We start from the raw sequence: 19135 nt of genomic DNA, 5'->3' as shown, positions 1-19135 counted from the left end.
AAGTTAATAAACCAGAAGTCAATACATCACAACATTATTTTACAATTTGTCCATATAGATCGAAATCCTCAGCTCTGTCAATCTTGACATTTACGAAGCTTCCATTGGCTGCATATCCTGTAGCGGCATCAATTAAAACCTCATTGTCGACCTCTGGAGAGTCAAATTCCGTACGTCCAATAAAGAAATCACCTTCTTTTCTATCTACCAGTACTTTATAAGTATGACCGATTTTTTCTTGGTTAATCTCATAAGAAATACCTTGTTGTAATTCCATAATGGCATCTACACGTTCCTGTTTTACTTCTGCAGGTACATCATCAATCAGGTCATGGGCATGAGTTTTTTCTTCATGAGAATAAGTGAAACAACCTAATCTGTCGAATCTGGTTTCTTCCACCCAGCTCAGCATTTCCTCAAAATCAGCTTCTGTTTCACCAGGATAACCACAAATTAATGTAGTACGCATAGCGATATTAGGTACTTTATCTCGGATTTGGTTAACGATATCAATGGTTTTTTGTTTTGTAATTCCACGGCGCATAGATTTCAACATGTTATCTGTGATGTGCTGTAAAGGCATGTCCAGATATTTACAGATGTTGTCACGCTCGTTCATGGCATCCAAAATTTCCATTGGGAATCCAGAAGGGTAGGCGTATTGTAATCTGATCCATTCGATTCCATTTACATCAGAAAGGCGTCTTAACAATTCATCCAGATTACGTTTTCCGTAAATATCTAAACCATAATAGGTCAAATCCTGTGCAATAAGAATCAGTTCTTTTGTACCATTAGCAGCCAGAATTTTTGCTTCATTTACCAGTTCATTCATATCTCTGGAAACGTGTTTTCCACGCATCAAAGGAATGGCACAGAAAGAGCAGGGGCGGTTACAGCCTTCTGCAATTTTAAAATATGCGAAGTGTGAAGGAGTGGTTAATAACCTTTCCCCAATCAGCTCATGCTTATAGTTTGCACCTAAAGAATGTAAGATATTATTTAAATCATTTGTGCCAAAGAAAGCATCTACGTTGCTGATTTCTGCTTCCAGTTCAGGCTTATATCTTTCAGATAAACATCCTGTTACAATTACTTTTGCAATTTTTCCGGCGTCTTTTAATTCGCTGTATTGCAGAATGGTGTCGATTGATTCTTGCTTAGCATTGTCGATAAAACCACAGGTATTGATGACTACGATATCATCTTTGCCCATTTTATCGGATTCATGGGCCACATCCATGCTATTACCACGAAGCTGACCCATTAAAACTTCTGAATCGTAAAGATTTTTGGAACAACCCAAAGTAATTACATTGATTTTAGGTTTTTTAAGGGGAATGATTTTAGATGTGGTTTTTGTATTCATGTTTTTTTATTTGGAGTAGAATTCTTCTGTTGAACTAACGATTAGTTAAACAAGCTGTCTACAAATGCTTTTTTGTCAAATAATTGCAGGTCGTTTACTTTTTCGCCAACGCCTATATATTTTACCGGGATTTTAAACTGATCAGAAATGCCGATCACGACACCGCCTTTAGCAGTACCATCCAGCTTAGTAATGGCCAATGCATTTACATCGGTTGCCTCTGTAAATTGTTTACATTGCTCAAAGGCGTTCTGACCTGTTGAACCATCCAATACTAATAAAATTTCGTGTGGAGCTGAAGGGATTACCTTTTCCATCACATGCTTGATTTTGCCTAATTCATTCATCAGGCCGATTTTGTTGTGTAAACGACCGGCAGTATCAATAATGACTACATCTTCTCCATTGGCAACTGCAGACTGCAAGGTGTCGAAGGCAACAGAAGCAGGATCTGAACCCATTGCCTGTGCCACTACACGTACGCCAACACGTTGTCCCCATAGTTTGATCTGTTCAACAGCTGCGGCTCTGAAAGTATCCGCTGCACCTAAAACGACACTTAATCCTTCGGCCTTCAGTTTGTGCGCCAGTTTACCAATAGTAGTTGTTTTACCTACACCATTTACACCAACTACCATAATTACATAAGGCTTATGCTGCCCGTATTCAAACTTGCGAAAATCATTGCTGTTGTTTTCAGAAAGCATCAATTGAATTTCATCACGAAGTAGACGATGCAATTCCGAAGTTGATAAATACTTATCCTTAGCTACACGAGCCTGTATACGGTCAATAATTTTTAAGGTGGTGGTTACACCAACATCAGATGTTACTAAAACCTCTTCAAGATTATCGAGTACATCGTCATCTACTGTTGATTTACCCGCAACGGCTTTTGTGATTTTAGTCAAAAAGCCTTCTTTAGTTTTCTCTAAACCCTTGTCTAGTGCTTCCTGCGCTTCGGGAGCGGTTTCCTTTTTCTTGAAAAAATCAAATAAACCCATACAATGTCTAACTAAACAAAAAAAGCCCTCCCCATTTAAAAGGGACGGCTTTAATATAATTAAATATTAAAATTATTTTTTGGATGCAGAAATAGCATCTTGAACGTGATCGTTGTGAACAATAACTTCTTTGAAAGAATATGCACCTGATTTAGGTGATTTAGTCATTGTAATAACTTTCGAATATTCTTTACCTTTTCCCGTTTTAAGGGTTGCAACTACCTTTTTTGCCATGATCTAAATAGATTGTATTTAGTTAAATACTAAATGTATTACTTAATTTCTTTATGTACAGTTACCTTTTTCAAAACTGGGTTGAATTTTTTCAATTCTAATCTCTCAGTAGTGTTTTTACGGTTTTTAGTAGAGATATATCTAGACATACCAGGCATGCCACTAGTTTTATGCTCCGTACACTCTAGAATAACTTGTACTCTGTTACCTTTTTTTGCCATTTTATTAATCTTAAGGTCGATTCACATCAACCATTGTTATTTACAAATATCCTTTTTTCATGAAGCGATTGATCGCCTCAGTAATACCAATTTTATTAATGGTTTTGATAGCTGAAGTAGAAACTTTCAGGGTTATCCAACGATCCTCATCAGGAATATAAAATTTCTGAAGTTGTAAGTTGGGATAAAACTTACGCTTAGTTTTAACGTTTGAGTGAGAAACATTAAAACCTGTCATTGCCATTTTTCCGGTTAAATCACAAACTCTAGACATGCCTTTAAATATAGTGTTAATTATGTTTTCTTAATTTTTTTAAGAGTGTGCAAATATCAATAAAATATTTGTAATCATCAAGTAGGTATCTAAAATATTTTGAATTTATTTACAGCGTGTTACGGACTGCTGCCCAGATTCCTACCGTGGATGCTCTCGGGGCGCAATATACAACTTTTATACGGATTACAAGGTCACAGATTCTTCTAAATCACTCAGGAGGTTTTCAAATTGTAAGACAAATCCTCGCAAATCATTGATATAATGTATCAGTTCTGGCTTTTCGTTTGTTTCCAACTGTGTTAACCAAAGTTGCTTATATTCCTCCATATGATATATAGTAGGAGTGACTCCGTAGGCCAGTTTAGAAGTCTGCAGTTCGGGATGCATGACTTTATATAAAATTAAATTATGTATTCCAGGAAGATCGATGGCTTTCATCATAGATACAATCGTTAGTGGAATCCTGATCTGGTAAATTTCTTCAAGCGTATTCCTCATTTCCTGATGCGCGGTATGATCAGGGTCAATATTCCATATTAAAGACTCTGTCTGGTAATATTGGTTAGCCAGTTCTCCCCTTCTTAAAATTCTTGCAATCTGATCGTATAACTGTTTGCTCATGATTTGCGATTAGGTATTGAAGCATAGACTAATAAGACTACCTTTTAGTTTAATTTCATATATAATATATCTGCTCGCAACTTTCAAGAATAAATGAATTGGAATGCCAAATAAATAATTGGAGATTCTGAATAAAATGTAACTTGAGCAAGTTTTATAGGGATATTAATATTGTTAACATTTTTGGGGGGGTGCAAACGAGTATTGAAAATCAGGATTTATTAGAGAAGGTAGCTTCAGGGGACTGGGAAGCATTTGCTGCGCTATATAATACCTATGTGCCTAAACTTTATCGTTTTATTTATCCATTTGCCAATCAGAATAAGGAAGATACAGAAGAAGTCATTCAGGATGTATTCCTTAAAGTATGGATGCGGAAAGAAAAGATAGCAGAACTACGGTCTTTTGAATCCTATCTATTTAAAATGGCAAAAAATCAGCTGCTGGACCAACGGGGGCGTCAGAGTTCACAGCTACGCCTGATCAATATGGTAGGGAATGATGCTTGTCAGGAGCTAGCCTCCGTCCATGATCAATTGGTATATGAGGAGTATTATAAAATAGCAAAGCAGGCACTACAGGATTTATCTCCGCAAAGGCGCAGGATTTTTGACATGCGCATGGAAGAGGAGATGTCTATAGATGAAATAGCCAAAGCGTTGAACATTTCTTCATCTGCCGTAAAGAAACAACTTTACGAAGCCATTCATACCATTAAAAAGGAGTTGCGTCATAAAACCGGCTGGCCTTTGTTATGCTGGTTTATTCTTATTCTTTCTTAGTCTTTTTCAGCTATAGTTTTATTTTAATAAATCTTTTGAAAAGGAGGTGTACCTTTTTCAATCGGCTCCGTCTTACAAGTAATCGAAGACATGGAAAGGCAGGATATAGAAAATATTTTAGATAAATTCTCAAAAGGATTTGCTTCAGAAACCGATCATCAGGTATTTAATCAATATCTGGCGGAACTGGATGATGATGCCTATGAAATACTGCTTATGGCTTATCAGGATAAGCTTAGCGATGAGCTCCAATATGAACTCCCTGATCCCCTGCTGCTGGTTAAAATTAAAGAAAAGGCCCTTCCGAAAGTAGTAAAAAAATATAAATTGAAAACAATTTATGGCTATGCAGCGGCTGCAATTCTGCTCATTAGTTTATCTGTAACGATGTTTCTGAACCAAGATACTCCGCATGAAATACCTGAGCAATATGGTAAGCATCAGGAGTATGCGATAAAAACACCGGAAAATAAGGCCGTCCTGACCCTGGCTAATGGTACCGAAATCAGTCTTACTGATGCTGCAAATGGGAAGATTGCAGTGCAATCAGGAATAAAAATCACCAAGACTTCCGATGGGCAATTGATCTATGATATAGCTGCAGGGAAGGAAAACAATGCTTCAAAACATAGAAAAACAGTTCAATCTGCATACAATAGCATTTCCACCCCTGCAGGGAGCAAATATCAGATTAACCTTCCAGATGGAACCAGAGTTTGGTTAAATGCCATGTCCAGCATAAAATACGCGCCGCAGTTTATAGGTAAAGAAAGGTTGGTTATCCTAACCGGTGAAGCCTATTTTGAAGTAGCAAAACATGAAGGTGTACCTTTTAAAGTAAGCAGCAGAGGGCAAGTCGTAGAAGTGATGGGAACGCATTTTAACATCAATGCTTACCAGAATGAATCCGTAGTAAAAACTACGCTCGCAGAAGGAAGTGTACTAGTGAATATGGAAACAGAAATTAAAAAACAAGCATACACAAACCAGAAAAGACTCGTTCCCGGGGAACAATCCGTTTTAGAAAATGGAACGTTGAACGTAAGGAAAGTTGACTTGCAAGAAGTCCTTGCCTGGAAAGATGGCTATTTTTCTTTAGATGATGACCTGAAAACCATCATGAGAAACATCGAGAGAGTGTATAACGTAGAGGTTGTTTATCAAGGAGAAATAGAAAATGTGGAACTCGGAGGAATCGTTTCAAAGTCAAGAAGCCTCGCCAATATCCTCAATGTATTAGAATCAACAGAAAAATTCCGATTTAAAGTAGAAGGAAGGAGGATCACCGTTATGAAGTAAATTTTACAACTCGAAACGGTGGACTAAATAAAACCAGAAGCGTTGGAGCGCTCCTGGTCTAATGCGTTTAGGTCCCCGTTCAAAAATTAGATAGAGAATCAAAATTGATGAATGGCCAGCTCATTTTCATGTGCCGGCATTTGTCTCAAACCTAAACAAACCAAATGTATGAAATTTTACGATTTTAACTCGTATAGGGCATCCTATGTCAAGGATAAGATATTACTAACCATGAAATTAACCCTGTTATTGAGTTTTACGGTAATGCTACAAGTCAGCGCCTCCACCTATGCTCAGAATAAAATCACTTTATCCAGGACAAATGCTTCCCTGGAACGGGTGTTAAAAGCTATTGGGAAGCAAAGTGGTTATGACCTGGTTTATATTTCCAATTCCATAAAAAATGCGAATCTGGTAAATATTAACGTCGAAAAGCTCTCTTTAGAAGAAACATTAGAAAAACTATTCATCAATCAACCCTTAACCTACTCTATTAAAAATAATATCATTACGGTTAAAGTCCGTAAAGAAAATCCTTCTTTTTCCCAGCAAATGTTCCTCATGACTGATATTTCTGGAAAAGTATTGGATGAAACCGGACAAGGAATTCCAGGCGCAACGGTAAAAGTAAAGCGCTCCGGACAAGTCGCCATCACCGATGGACAGGGGAAATTCGCTTTTAAAGGTCTATTGAACGATGACGTCCTCGTGATCAGCTATGTTGGGTTCAACACTCAGGAAGTGAAAGTCAGCAATAATGTAGTCATTAAACTGGTTCCTACTTCCAATGATTTGGATGGTGATATCGTGATTGTTGGTTATGGTAAGCAAAAAAAAGCGACAGTAACCTCCTCTGTAGCTCAGGTAACCAGAGAAGAAATCAACAGCACACCAGGTGCAAGTTTACAGAATATGTTAACCGGAAAGGTAACAGGGCTAACCACCTTGCAGAGAACCGGCCAACCAGGTAATGATGCTGCTCAGATCTATGTAAGGGGAGTAAGCACACTTTCAGGTTTCTCTACCTCACCATTAATTTTAGTAGACAATATAGAGTATGATTTGAGTCAGTTTGCAATGATTGACCAAAATGAAATTGAAAATGTTTCCATATTAAAAGATGCTGCTTCAACCTCCATTTATGGAATTAAAGGTGCAAATGGTGTTATCCTCGTGACTACAAGAAGAGGTAAATTGGGTAAGCCAGTGATCAATCTTAGGTCGGAAGTAGGAGTTAATCTGGCAGTATCTCCATTCAAAGCATTGGGCTCCTACGACGCAGCGATTTTACGCAATGAAGCACTGAAAAATGACAACCTTAACCCTCAGTTTACACAGGAGGATCTGGATCTTTTTCAATCTGGTGAAGATCCTTATGGTCATCCAGATATCAATTGGTACGACAAAGTTTTCGGTAAGTCCGCCATTCAAACAGACCATAACGTAGACATCTCTGGAGGTACCGAAAAGGTGAAGTATTTCACTTCTGTAGGTTACCTGTTTCAAGATGGTTTATTCAATAAGATGGAATACAAAGGCGCAATGCCGGTTCCTGATAAATCACCAATCAATACCAATTACTATTTTAAACGGTATAAATTCCGATCTAATTTAGACATAGATGCAACACCCTCGCTTAAATTAAGCCTGGATTTAAATGGTACTTTCAGTGAGCGGAATTCACCGGACGTTGGAAACCTGGGCTTTCAAATGACACAATACGAGTACGTGAATCCTTACGCTTATCCGGTTTACAATCCAGACGGAAGTTTCGGCTTTGCAAACCCTGCAGTCTTCTCCCCAAGAGATGGAATGAATAGTGTAGCCGCAATTGTTGCCTTAAGTGGTTATAACAGAAATTTCAACAATTTCCTCAGCTCTAATTTTTCTGCAGTTCAGAAATTGGATGCCATCACAAAAGGCTTGTCTCTAAAAGGGCTTTTCGCCTATTCAAATAACAATGCTGCCACACGTACCCTAGGTAGAGGACCAATTCCTTCTTTTTATTACAATCCTCTGGATGGTAGCTATACACCAAAAGACATTAACGTATATCGGGTGTCTCCATTGAGCCTTGGTTATACCGGAGCAGGAACCGATCTGCCGGCCAAAATCATGACCTATCAGGGAATTTTAACTTATCAGCGAACTTTTGGAGACCATGACGTTGCCGGATTACTGCTTTATAACAGATCAAGTAGAATTGTGGCCGCAAAACCACCAAGTAATTTCCTCGGATACACATTCCGTGGGACGTATAATTTTAAAGAAAAATATCTGTTTGAACTGAGTGGTGCCTACAACGGTTCCTCTAATTTTACTTCTCAGAAGCGATATACCTGGTTCCCTGCAGTCTCCGCAGGTTGGAACATCTCTAAAGAATCTTTTATGGAGAAGGCGCTTCCTTTTATCGAGATGTTTAAATTCAGAGGCTCTTATGGCTATACCGGAAGTGATGATATAGCTGGTTACCAATATGGTTATGAAAGTTATTATAGCAATGGGACAAACTATAATCTAGGGGAAACCGCAAATTCTTTTCCAACCATTTTTGAAGGAAAACTTGGAAATAATGAGGTGACCTGGGCAACAGAACGGAAAGCGAATATCGGATTGGATTTCTCCATGTTTAGTGGAAAACTAAGCGGTAGCTTTGATTACTTCGATAATTTTAGGGATAAAATCTTGATCAATCGTCGTACAGTACCATCTTCTTTTGGTGTGCCAACCTCAACTTTACCTCCCGTGAATCTGGGTGCCGTATCTAATAAAGGCTTTGAAATCGAATTGAGCCATAAATCCAGAATCGGTAACTTAGGTTATAGCATTAAAACAAATTTCAGCTATGCTAAAAATAAAATCGTCTTTATGGATGAACCTGAGCCGGATGCTTCAAAACCATGGCAGAGAGGAACAGGATTATCGGTTGGACTGGCTAAGAAATACATTTGGACCGGCCAGTTTTATACACAAGATGAGGTCAACGATCTTGGAACAGCAAAACCTTCGGGAACGATCAAAGCAGGTTGGTTAAAGTATAAAGATCTGGACGGAAATGGCATTATCAACGTAGAAGATATGGCATTTGTAGGTAATCCAAACGTCCCAAATACGGTTATCGGAACCACCATAGGTTTCGACTACAAAGGCTTTAGCATTTCTATGCTTTTCCAGTCTAACCTAAATGGAGAATCTTATACTGGTTTTGACTCCGCAGTACCATTCAAAACACAATTGCAAGAATTCCATAAGGAAAGATGGACGCCGGAAACTGCTAATACCGCTACTTTTCCTGCATTGACGACCACGTTTGCAGGAACTTACATGAATCCTGAGGGAAACCTGTCTACTTTCTGGGCTACCAGTACTGATTTCCTCCGATTGCGTTCTGCGGAGATCGGATATAGAGTACCACAAACATTTGCGGATAAATTAGGAATGAGCGCAGTAAGGGTTTATGCAAATGGCTACAACCTTTTTACCGTCTCCGATTTTTATAAACGCTATCAATTTGATCCTGAGGTTGCGAGTAATGTCTACGGATATGTGTATCCAACCACGCGATTAATAAACATTGGATTATCGGTAACGCTTAAATAGGACAATTATGAAAAAAATATATTATACACTTACTATAGGTATTGCCCTAATTCTTGGGGTTACAACAGGATGTAAAAAAGCAAATAGTTTCCTGGATAGCCAATCTACTAACGATCTGGATGAAGTAACAGTATTTGCAGATAGTGCAAGAACTTCTGCTTTCCTGCTTGGGATTTATGGCCGCGTAGGTTTTGAGTCAGATCCCGTAGAAGTAAACCAGCTTGGTGCACCCTTTAATGCAGCAACTGATGAAGCAGAATCCCGCTGGCCAGGTGGACAAAACGTACCCATTCAGATGTTTCAAGGGAGCTTTGGTACAGGCTTTATCAATGCAAATAATCAAAACTGGACTTTTTTATACACCGGGATAAGAATGGTGAATATCTATCTTAAAAATGTAGATAATGCCCCTTTATCGACCAATTTGAAAGCCAAGTCGAAATTGGAAGCGAGATTCTTAAGGGCCTATTTTTATCATTTTTTGCTAAAATTTTATGGTGGCGTACAATTGGTGGGAGATGACGTTAAAGGTCTCTCAGATGAGAATGTAAACCCAAGAGCCAGTTTTGAAGCTACTGTCAATTACATTATTTCTGAATTGGATGCTGTTGCCGCTCAATTGCCTTTAAAGAACCAGGGCCTGGATTATGGAAGAGTGACCAAAGGTGCCGCATTGGCACTGAAAGCAAGAGTGTTACTTTCCGCAGCAAGCCCATTGTTTAATGGAGGAAGTTTTGCCACAGATGCTGCCGTAATTCCATTAACTGCCTATCCAACTGCTGATGCAATTAGATGGCAGAAAGCAATGGAAGCAAGTAAGGCGGTGATGGACCTGAATCAATACCAATTGGTAGAAGATAATATCACCAGACCAGGGAATGGATTTTATAAAATGTTCCTGGATAGAGTAAATTCCGAAGCTATTTTTCAAAGAATGCTCGGTAATAATAAATTGTTTGAAAGCAATTGGCTACCACCAACAAGAGGAGGGAGTTTTTTAATTTACCCTTCTCAACAACTGGTGGATGCTTTTCCAATGAAAAATGGTAAACTTAAAAGTGAACCAGGATCCGGTTTTGATGCCGCAAATCCATATGCCAACCGGGATCCACGATTAGATTATACCGTTATTTATAATGGCGCGATGTATTTTGATGGTCGTGTTAATGCCATGGCACCCGTGTTTACTTATGTGGGTGCTGCACAAGATGGAATTCAGGCCGCAACTGCAAACACAGCCACAAATACCGGATACTATTGTCGCAAAATGTGTGATGAGCTAATTTATGGAAATAGCAACGCCAACGCGCAACGCTGTCAGCCGCTAATCCGATATGCAGAGGTGCTGCTTAATTATGCAGAATCAGCAAATGAAAGTGGACAAACTAATATCGCCCTGGATCAATTGATCGCCCTGAGAAAACGTGCAGGAATAATTCAAGGTGCCGATTCTAGGTATGGTATTCCAAGTACAATGTCGCAAGCCGATGCCAGATCACTCATTCAAAACGAAAGATTTATTGAACTGGCTTTTGAGGAACAGCGCTACTTCGATTTAAGAAGATGGAGGCTGGGGGCAGATTACGATGGGAAATTCCTGAAAGGTATGAGGATAACCAAAACCGGTAACAATTATACCTATGCAGAAATCAACGTCAGAACCGCCCGGTACTTTAAAGTAAACAGCTATTTATTCCCTATTCCAGTTGCCGAAATCAGCATCAACAGGGAAATGAAACAAAATCCAGGATGGTAATCCATATGGACTTTGGAATTTATCAATCAATCTTAAACCGTAACTCATGATCTCATATTTATATCATACCATTCGACGCCAGAAGCGATTGTTATTGCTCCAAATAGGCATTGTTATTTTTACAGTCGCTAGCGGGAATGCCCAGGAGAAAACAGACAGCCTCCAACTCAGACAGGTCAGCGCAATTGGTGTGTTGGAGGGTGGAAAAGCATTTACTTCTAACCCAACCTCGTCTATTTATAATGCTTTATCCGGTAGATTGGCGGGATTATACACTCTGCAAGGTACCGGGCAACCAGGTCTTGATGCACCAAGTGTTATCCTAAGAGGTAGGGTACCATTGATCGTCGTAGATGGGATCCCAAGAGACCTTACCGGAATTAATCCAGAACAAATTGCCTCAGTAACGGTGCTAAAAGACGCTTTGTCTACCGCGATGTATGGCAATAGAGGTGCAAATGGGGTTTTATTGATCACCACAAAAAAAGGAAAAAAAGCTGCGGGCTATTCTTTTCAAGCGAGTGCACAAACAGGATTGAGTAGCAGTTTGAAAGAACGTAAAGCGCTTTCTGCAGGTGACTATGTCACACTTTATAACGAAGCACTCAGAAATGATGGCCGTCAGACAATTTATACTCCTGAAGCAATTGCCGGCTATAAAAGCGGTTCCGACCCTTTCCTATTCCCTAATGTAAATTGGAATGATCAGATTTTTAAAAACAATGCACCATTTAGCAGATATAACCTGAACTCTGAAGGCTCAGATAAAAATGTGAATTATTTTATCTCTCTTGATTATCTGAAACAAGAGGGCTTATTCAAGCCTCTGGCTCAAAATACTTACAATACCAACACAGATTATGAGCGTTTTGTGTTCAGGACCAATCTGGAGATGCAGTTGACGCCACGCTTAAAAGGAAGTATCAATTTGTATTCTAGTATTGGAGATCAGAATTCGCCAGGATCCAGCGGCTTATTAATTTACAACTCGATATTGAACACTCCTTCGAGTGCTTATCCTGTGCTTAACCCAGACGGATCTTTGGGAGGGAATGCCTTGTTTAGCAATAACATTTATGGGCAATCAGTTTATAGAGGATACCAGCGAAATTCAACTTCAGATGGCTTTGGTGACCTTGCCTTAACCAGGCAAATGGATGATGTTTGGAAAGGATGGTGGATCAAAGCCAATATTTCATTCTATGCAAAATCACTACAGCTGATAGACCGTAGTAAGAATTTTCAAACCTTTCAATTGCTCATCGATCCGGTTACCGGACAAGCAAGCTACCAGCGTTATGGTACCCAAACTTCTCAGGTAAATAATTCCTCTGTAATCAGTAGAAATCAGCAATTCTTCGCTGAAGGTGCTACAGGATATAACCATGAGGCAGATGGAAATAAACTGGATGTGGTAATGGCTTATAGCCTGCAAAGTTATAGAAGCAATAGTCAGCTGCCTCAAAACTTTAATACTGGAAGAATATCTGCAAACTATAGCATCAAAGATAAATATGTTTTAGAAGCCACTGCTTCCTACAGTGGAAATAATTGGTATAAAAAAGGGAAACAGTATGATTTTTATCCTGCAGGAGGCTTGAGCTGGAACTTGAATAAAGAAGATTTCTTTAATAATGATGGGTTTTTGAATACTTTAAAGCTAAGGACTACCTATGGAAAGGTGGGAATGATTGATCCGTTATATTATGCCTATTTGTATTCTTATGTGAACATTGGGAATGTTTATTATTTTGGAACAGGACCTTCTTCCTTCCAAGGAACTCAGGAAGCAGGCTTACCTACTGCCGTTGCCGCCTCAAAATCAACCAAATTTGATGCGGGTTTGGATATGGGCTTTGCGAAGAACAGAGGTTATGTACAGGCAGATTATTTCATGAATACATATACTGATGTACTACAGATTCGCGGACAAGCGTCATCGCTTTTGGGAATTGCATATCCTCTAGAAAATCTGGGTAAATCACGAATATCAGGTCTGGAATTTACTGCTGGATGGAAGGATAAAATCGGAGATATTGGCTACCACATTAGTGGGAATGTATCGATGAATCGCAGTAAAATTATTGAAAATGATGAGCCGAAAATGCCTTACAGCTGGATGTCTAAAAAAGGACAGCCAATGGAGCAGCTTTACGGTTATGTGTCCGATGGTTATGTGCAAACTGCAGGTGAAGGTCCGGTTGTAGAAGGTTATAAATCTCAACCCGGTGATATTAAATACAAAGATTTAAACAATGATGGGGTCATCAATCAGTATGATGTAACTGCAATCGGTGGCACTAAGCCCTTAGTGTATTATGGGTTTAGTCTGGGCTTTGATTACAGGAATTTTGAGGTTTCAGTTTTGTTTCAAGGCATTACTAACCGAAATATAATGGTTACCGGTTTAGGAGAATGGGCTTTTCAAAACAACGGTACAGGAAATGCATTTGAGCAGCACCTGAACAGATGGACTCCTGAAACAGCCACAACTGCAACCTATCCGCGTTTATCCGTAGGACCGAACATCAATAACAATGTGGTCTCTTCATATTGGATCCAAAAGGCAAACTTCTTAAGGTTGAAAAATGCAGAAATAGCCTATAAGCTTCAAGGTAGCTTCCTTGAAAAAATTAAAGTGAAACAGGTTCGCTTGTTTGTCAATGGATCAAACCTGCTTACTTTTTCAAAAATTAAGCGCTTTGATCCCGAAGGATTAAGTCTGGATTATCCGCTACAAAGGATGATTAACGGAGGTTTAACAGTTAAGTTTTAGGAGTTATAAACTGAAAAAATTATGAAAGCGACAAAAATTATTATCCTGCTATATATAGGAATACTGGTCTCCTCCTGCAAAAAATATGAAGAGGTGCCGAATGAATTGGTGAACCCGGATATCATCTACGATCAGTTTGATAAGAATGGTACTTATGCGCAATGGGTTAGAAATGATCTTTATACATATTTGCCAGATGGTTTTAACCGAATAGACAATGTAGTCCTCGATGCCGCTACCGATGATGCAGTAGCCTCCAGATACGGAAGTCCGATAGAATTACTGGCAAAATCTGGGATTACAGCCGGAACAAATCCAGATGATCGCTGGGCAACAAGCTATGCCGCGGTTAGAAAGGTGAATATATTTCTATCTAAGATTGACGTAGTGCCTTACGATGCGGCTTCCATCAAGTTTTGGAAAGCAGAAGCACGATTCATCAGAGCCATGAACTATTTTGAGTTGCTCAAAAGGTATGGTGGCGTGCCACTTTTGGGGGATCAGGTATTTGGACTTAATGACAACCTCAGTAATATTCCAAGAAATACTTTCGATGAAGGTGTGCAGTATATTTTGGCTGAATGTGAGGCAATTAAGTTATTGCTAAGAACAGAGCCGGTATTGGATACTTTCCTGGGGAGTATCACCAGGGGAGCTGCATATGCTTTAAAGTCAAGAGTGCTTTTGTATGTAGCCAGCCCCCTCAATAACCCTGCTAATGACCAAAATAAATGGTTGGCAGCTGCAAATGCAGCAAAAGACCTGATCAATTTAAATGTTTATAGTCTTACTCCAGCCTTTACCAGCGCATTCCTGAATAGAAAAAATTCTGAAGTGATTCTAGCTTATCAAAAAGCACAAAACAGAACACTGGAAACAGGAAATGCTCCTATTGGCTTTGCAGAACCTAATGCCAGTAATGGTTATGTAAATCCGTCGCAAAATTTGGTAGATGCTTTCCCGATGAGTGATGGTAGAGCAATTGATGCCACCGCTGCAACTCTGCCCTATAAAGCACAGGATCCGTATGCAAATAGAGACCCAAGGTTAGGATTAACAGTTTTTTACAACGGAGCAACTTGGTTAAGCAGAGCAGTAGAAACATTTGATGGCGGTTTAGACAGACCCGGCGGAATGCGTTTACAAACCCGTACCGGTTATTATATGCGTAAATTCTTAGGCCTTTTCGGTACGGCAACTGCCTATCAGGATCAAACACATAATTTCCCAATTTTCAGGTACGCCGAAATTCTGCTGAATTATGCCGAGGCAATCAACGAGACAGGAAATCAGGCGGAAGCTTTAACACAACTGAAACTGATCAGAAACCGTGCGGGAATACCATTAGGTAATGTGGCTGGTTATGCCCACGGAATCAGAACAGACCTAAATCAGGTAGAGATGCGCAAAGTAATTCAAAATGAAAGAAGGATTGAGATGGCTTTTGAAGAGCAACGTTTCTGGGACATCAGACGCTGGAAAATTGCAGAACAGGTTGGGAATTCTTCAGTAAGAGGAATGAAAATTGTAAAACAAGGAAGTACCTTTACCTATACGCCGATCGTAGTCGATCAGCTGAGTTTTGTAGCACCGAAAATGTATTTGTACGCCATACCATTGAAAGAAATCGTAGCGGATCCTGCATTGCAGCAGAACCCAGGCTATTAATTTATAAAACCGGGAGCAACAGAAATGTTGCTCCTTTTTTAAGGAAATTAAGAATATGAAAAAAACAATTTTTACAGCGCTAATCATCACGCTTGCGCTATTTTCACAAGCACAGCAAAAGCCAAATGTGGTGTTTATTCTAGCCGATGATATGGGCTATGGCGATGTTGGTGCATACGGTCAGCGACTGATTGAAACCCCAAACATTGATCGACTGGCAGCTGATGGGATGCGTTTCACGCAATTTTATGCAGGAACCTCTGTATGCGCACCCTCAAGAGCTTCTCTAATGACCGGCCTACATACCGGACACAGCCCGATAAGAGGGAATTATGAAATAAACCCCGAAGGTCAGTTGCCATTGCCCGATGCCACTTTCACCATGCCCGAAATGTTCAAAAAAGCAGGTTATACGACCGGCTGTTTTGGGAAATGGGGGATGGGATATCCGGGTTCTGAAGGTGATCCTGTAAAACAAGGGATAGACCAGTTTTATGGTTATAACTGCCAGCGTCAATCACATAATTTCTTTCCGGATCACCTATGGGATAATGAAAAACGTGTGGTACTTAACAATACAACGACACAACAAAAGGATTATGCACCGGAATTAATTCAACAACGTGCCATGTCGTTTATGGAAGCCAATCAGTCCAAACCATTCTTTATGTACCTGTCCTATACTTTGCCGCATGCCGCCTTGCAATTACCTGAGGGTGATCTCTCCTTTGAATACTATAAGAAAAAATTCAATGAGCAGCCAAAAGTGATTAAAAAGGAGTGGAATGGTAAAGGATATCAGCCACAAGCCTATCCTCATGCCGCTTATGCAGCCATGGTAACCCGCCTTGATAACTATGTAGGCGCAGTAGTGGCGAAACTGAAGGCCTTGGGCCTCGATAAAAACACGCTTATTGTCTTTACCAGTGATAACGGGCCACATCGAGAAGGTGGAAATGAACCGGAATTCTTTAACAGCAGTGGCGGATTTAAAGGGATCAAAAGACAACTGACAGAAGGTGGTATCAGAGAGCCTATGATTGTGACCTGGCCAGGGAAAATTAAAAATGGACAGGTATCCGATCATATTGGTGCTTTCTGGGATTTCTTCCCAACTTTTGCCGCCCTTGCTGGTCAACCGGCACCAGCACAAACCGATGGCCTTTCTATCTTACCCACCTTGCTTAAAAAAGGAAAACAGCAACGACACCCCTTTCTTTATTGGGAATTTCATGAAGATGGGGGAAGACAAGCAGTAAGAATGGGGAAATGGAAAGCCATTAAAGAACAGGTGATCAGGAATCCAAATGCCAAGATTCAATTGTATGATCTTTCTGTAGATCCAAAGGAAACCAGTGATTTATCGGAAAACCACCCCGATATCATAAAACAGGCTCTGCAAATTATGCAAAGAGAACATACGGAGCATAAAGATTTCCCTTTTATCTCGAAAAAATGATAACCTAAGTATTAATCTTAAGATTTTTTCTTAAAATTCAGGCCAAAAACAAGAGGAAAACCTTGTATTAAAATTTTGATAGGGACTGAATAAAGTTATATTTGAGTTTTAGTTGTTGACATAAACCAAATCATGCAAATTAATTCTATTGAAGAGTATCAGGAAACTTATAAGTTGAGCGTGGACCAACCTGAACAGTTCTGGGCAGGTATCGCTGATAATTTCCTGTGGAGAAAGAAATGGGATAAAGTATTATCCTGGAACTTCTCAGAGCCAAACATTAAATGGTTCGAGGGTGCTAAGTTAAATATCACAGAAAACTGTCTTGACCGTCATTTGGCAGAAAATGGAGATAAACCAGCCATTATCTGGGAACCAAATGATCCTACCAAAGATAGTATTACCTTAAGTTATAAAATACTACATGAGCAAGTTTGCCGTTTCGCAAACGTATTAAAGAAGAATGGCGTTAAAAAAGGTGATCGTGTATGTATTTACATGCCAATGGTACCTGAACTAGCGGTTGCAGTATTGGCATGTGCCCGTATTGGTGCGGTACATTCTGTAGTTTTCGGTGGATTTTCTGCTAAATCTATTGCCGATAGAATCAACGATGCGCAATGTAAAGTGGTCATTACTGCTGATGGTGCATTTAGGGGGAACAAGCAGATTCAATTGAAAGAAGTAATTGATGATGCCTTAATCGGCTGCCCAACAGTGGAGCGAGTGATCGTTTTAACTCATACCCGAACACCTGTGTCCATGCTGAAAGGCCGCGACATCTGGTGGGAAGATGAAATAAAATTAGTCGATACGCATTGTCCGGCAGAAGAAATGGATGCCGAAGACTTATTATTTATCTTATATACTTCCGGATCTACCGGTAAACCAAAAGGAGTGGTGCATACCATTGGTGGGTATATGGTATATGCAGGCTATACTTTCTCAAACGTATTTAATTACCAAAAAAATGAAGTGTTTTTCTGTACTGCGGATATCGGTTGGATTACCGGACACTCTTATATTGTGTACGGACCTCTTTCTCAGGGAGCAACAACATTAATGTTTGAAGGTATTCCAACTTATCCCGATGCTTCCAGAATGTGGCAGGTCGTGGAAAAACATAAAGTAAATATCTTATATACTGCACCTACTGCGATCCGTTCTTTAATGAGTTTTGGACAAGAGCCTCTAAACGGTATTGATATGAGTTCTCTTCGTGTCTTGGGTTCTGTAGGGGAACCGATTAATGAGGAAGCATGGCATTGGTTTGATGAAAATATTGGTAAGGGGGAATGCCCAATTGTTGATACCTGGTGGCAAACAGAAACTGGAGGAATAATGATCTCTCCGATTGCCTTTGTCACACCAACAAAACCTAGTTTTGCGACTTTACCATTACCTGGTATCCAACCAATTTTGGTGGATGAGAATGGAAATGAAATCGAAGGTAATGGCGTGAATGGAAATCTTTGTATCAAATTCCCATGGCCAGGAATGTTACGTACTACTTATGGCGATCATGAGCGGTGTAAGCTGACCTATTTCTCTACTTATGAAAATCTTTACTTTACTGGTGATGGTTGCTTGAGAGATGAAGATGGTTATTACAGGATCACAGGAAGGGTAGATGACGTAATTAACGTGTCTGGCCACCGTATTGGTACTGCGGAAGTTGAAAATGCCATCAACATGCATGCAGGTGTAGTAGAAAGTGCGGTAGTCGGTTTCCCACATGAGGTAAAAGGACAAGGGATCTATGCTTTTGTAATTTTCCCTAATCCACATAGTGACGCTGATCTTACCCGTAAAGATATCTTACAGACAGTTACGCGTGTAATTGGTGCAATTGCAAAACCAGATAAAATTCTTTTTGTAAGCGGATTACCTAAAACACGTTCAGGGAAAATCATGAGACGTATTTTGAGGAAAATTGCTGAAGGTGACATCAGTAATCTTGGTGACATCAGCACCCTGCTTGATCCTTCTGTCGTAGAGGAGATCATCGAAAAATCTAAGAAATAGTAACCTATATCTTAGTTGCACAAAAAAAGACCGCTTCAGAAATT

General features: G+C 39.6%; 14 protein-coding genes. 8 read left to right on the top strand and 6 right to left on the bottom strand.

Annotated elements, in window-relative coordinates; translation table 11 throughout:
- Positions 1 to 34 precede the first annotated feature (34 nt).
- From rimO to R2Q94_RS11900, 6 genes are all read right to left on the bottom strand, one after another.
- Positions 35 to 1369, bottom strand: a complete 1335-nt coding sequence (rimO, locus tag R2Q94_RS11925) for a 30S ribosomal protein S12 methylthiotransferase RimO (protein ID WP_316821683.1) — start codon at positions 1367 to 1369, stop codon at positions 35 to 37.
- 41 nt (positions 1370 to 1410) lie between these two features.
- Complete coding sequence (gene ftsY, locus R2Q94_RS11920; RefSeq protein ID WP_316821682.1) at positions 1411 to 2373, bottom strand: signal recognition particle-docking protein FtsY; 963 nt, start codon at positions 2371 to 2373, stop codon at positions 1411 to 1413.
- Between the two features lie 72 nt (positions 2374 to 2445).
- Complete coding sequence (locus tag R2Q94_RS11915) at positions 2446 to 2607, bottom strand: DUF4295 domain-containing protein (protein ID WP_069378912.1); 162 nt, start codon at positions 2605 to 2607, stop codon at positions 2446 to 2448.
- Between the two features lie 38 nt (positions 2608 to 2645).
- Positions 2646 to 2828 carry a 50S ribosomal protein L33 gene (gene rpmG, locus R2Q94_RS11910; RefSeq protein WP_008242799.1) on the bottom strand — a complete coding sequence of 61 codons (183 nt, stop codon included), beginning with the start codon at positions 2826 to 2828 and terminating at the stop codon, positions 2646 to 2648.
- A gap of 40 nt (positions 2829 to 2868) precedes the next feature.
- Entirely contained in the window at positions 2869 to 3102 is a 234-nt protein-coding gene (gene rpmB / locus R2Q94_RS11905; protein ID WP_039866682.1) for a 50S ribosomal protein L28, read from the bottom strand.
- A 186-nt stretch (positions 3103 to 3288) separates the two neighbouring features.
- Positions 3289 to 3726 (bottom strand): hypothetical protein, encoded by a 438-nt coding sequence (locus R2Q94_RS11900; RefSeq protein ID WP_316821681.1) that lies wholly within the window; start codon positions 3724 to 3726, stop codon positions 3289 to 3291.
- A 191-nt stretch (positions 3727 to 3917) separates the two neighbouring features.
- Between R2Q94_RS11900 and R2Q94_RS11895 the strand changes: the two genes are divergently transcribed.
- The 8 genes from R2Q94_RS11895 to acs all read left to right on the top strand — a co-directional run bounded on the left by R2Q94_RS11895 (position 3918) and on the right by acs (position 19091).
- Positions 3918 to 4508, top strand: coding sequence for an RNA polymerase sigma factor (locus tag R2Q94_RS11895; RefSeq protein ID WP_316821680.1), 591 nt, complete (start codon positions 3918 to 3920; stop codon positions 4506 to 4508).
- 90 nt (positions 4509 to 4598) lie between these two features.
- A complete protein-coding gene (locus R2Q94_RS11890; protein ID WP_316821679.1) occupies positions 4599 to 5807 on the top strand; it encodes a FecR family protein in 1209 nt (402 codons plus the stop codon).
- Between the two features lie 231 nt (positions 5808 to 6038).
- Complete coding sequence (locus R2Q94_RS11885; RefSeq protein WP_316821678.1) at positions 6039 to 9407, top strand: TonB-dependent receptor; 3369 nt, start codon at positions 6039 to 6041, stop codon at positions 9405 to 9407.
- Between the two features lie 7 nt (positions 9408 to 9414).
- Complete coding sequence (locus tag R2Q94_RS11880; RefSeq protein ID WP_316821677.1) at positions 9415 to 11163, top strand: RagB/SusD family nutrient uptake outer membrane protein; 1749 nt, start codon at positions 9415 to 9417, stop codon at positions 11161 to 11163.
- Between the two features lie 46 nt (positions 11164 to 11209).
- Entirely contained in the window at positions 11210 to 13939 is a 2730-nt protein-coding gene (locus tag R2Q94_RS11875) for a SusC/RagA family TonB-linked outer membrane protein (RefSeq protein WP_316821676.1), read from the top strand.
- A 21-nt stretch (positions 13940 to 13960) separates the two neighbouring features.
- A complete protein-coding gene (locus tag R2Q94_RS11870) occupies positions 13961 to 15607 on the top strand; it encodes a RagB/SusD family nutrient uptake outer membrane protein (protein ID WP_316821675.1) in 1647 nt (548 codons plus the stop codon).
- 55 nt (positions 15608 to 15662) lie between these two features.
- Entirely contained in the window at positions 15663 to 17066 is a 1404-nt protein-coding gene (locus tag R2Q94_RS11865) for an arylsulfatase (protein WP_316821674.1), read from the top strand.
- 132 nt (positions 17067 to 17198) lie between these two features.
- A complete protein-coding gene (gene acs / locus R2Q94_RS11860; RefSeq protein WP_316821673.1) occupies positions 17199 to 19091 on the top strand; it encodes an acetate--CoA ligase in 1893 nt (630 codons plus the stop codon).
- Positions 19092 to 19135: the final 44 nt, after the last annotated feature.

The sequence above is a fragment of the Pedobacter gandavensis genome, assembly GCF_032678465.1.
Lineage (GTDB): Bacteria > Bacteroidota > Bacteroidia > Sphingobacteriales > Sphingobacteriaceae > Pedobacter > Pedobacter gandavensis_B.
Note: the sequence above shows the minus strand (reverse complement) of the source record. Positions and strands in the feature narration are given on the sequence as shown.

What these genes read in the sequence shown, in the direction of transcription:
- rimO (WP_316821683.1), bottom strand. Translation starts at nt 1,369, where the DNA reads ATGAATACAAAAACCACATCTAAAATCATTCCCCTTAAAAAACCTAAA.
- ftsY (WP_316821682.1), bottom strand. Translation starts at nt 2,373, where the DNA reads ATGGGTTTATTTGATTTTTTCAAGAAAAAGGAAACCGCTCCCGAAGCG.
- R2Q94_RS11915 (WP_069378912.1), bottom strand. Translation starts at nt 2,607, where the DNA reads ATGGCAAAAAAGGTAGTTGCAACCCTTAAAACGGGAAAAGGTAAAGAA.
- rpmG (WP_008242799.1), bottom strand. Translation starts at nt 2,828, where the DNA reads ATGGCAAAAAAAGGTAACAGAGTACAAGTTATTCTAGAGTGTACGGAG.
- rpmB (WP_039866682.1), bottom strand. Translation starts at nt 3,102, where the DNA reads ATGTCTAGAGTTTGTGATTTAACCGGAAAAATGGCAATGACAGGTTTT.
- R2Q94_RS11900 (WP_316821681.1), bottom strand. Translation starts at nt 3,726, where the DNA reads ATGAGCAAACAGTTATACGATCAGATTGCAAGAATTTTAAGAAGGGGA.
- R2Q94_RS11890 (WP_316821679.1), top strand. Translation starts at nt 4,599, where the DNA reads ATGGAAAGGCAGGATATAGAAAATATTTTAGATAAATTCTCAAAAGGA.
- R2Q94_RS11885 (WP_316821678.1), top strand. Translation starts at nt 6,039, where the DNA reads ATGAAATTAACCCTGTTATTGAGTTTTACGGTAATGCTACAAGTCAGC.
- R2Q94_RS11880 (WP_316821677.1), top strand. Translation starts at nt 9,415, where the DNA reads ATGAAAAAAATATATTATACACTTACTATAGGTATTGCCCTAATTCTT.
- R2Q94_RS11875 (WP_316821676.1), top strand. Translation starts at nt 11,210, where the DNA reads ATGATCTCATATTTATATCATACCATTCGACGCCAGAAGCGATTGTTA.
- R2Q94_RS11870 (WP_316821675.1), top strand. Translation starts at nt 13,961, where the DNA reads ATGAAAGCGACAAAAATTATTATCCTGCTATATATAGGAATACTGGTC.
- R2Q94_RS11865 (WP_316821674.1), top strand. Translation starts at nt 15,663, where the DNA reads ATGAAAAAAACAATTTTTACAGCGCTAATCATCACGCTTGCGCTATTT.
- acs (WP_316821673.1), top strand. Translation starts at nt 17,199, where the DNA reads ATGCAAATTAATTCTATTGAAGAGTATCAGGAAACTTATAAGTTGAGC.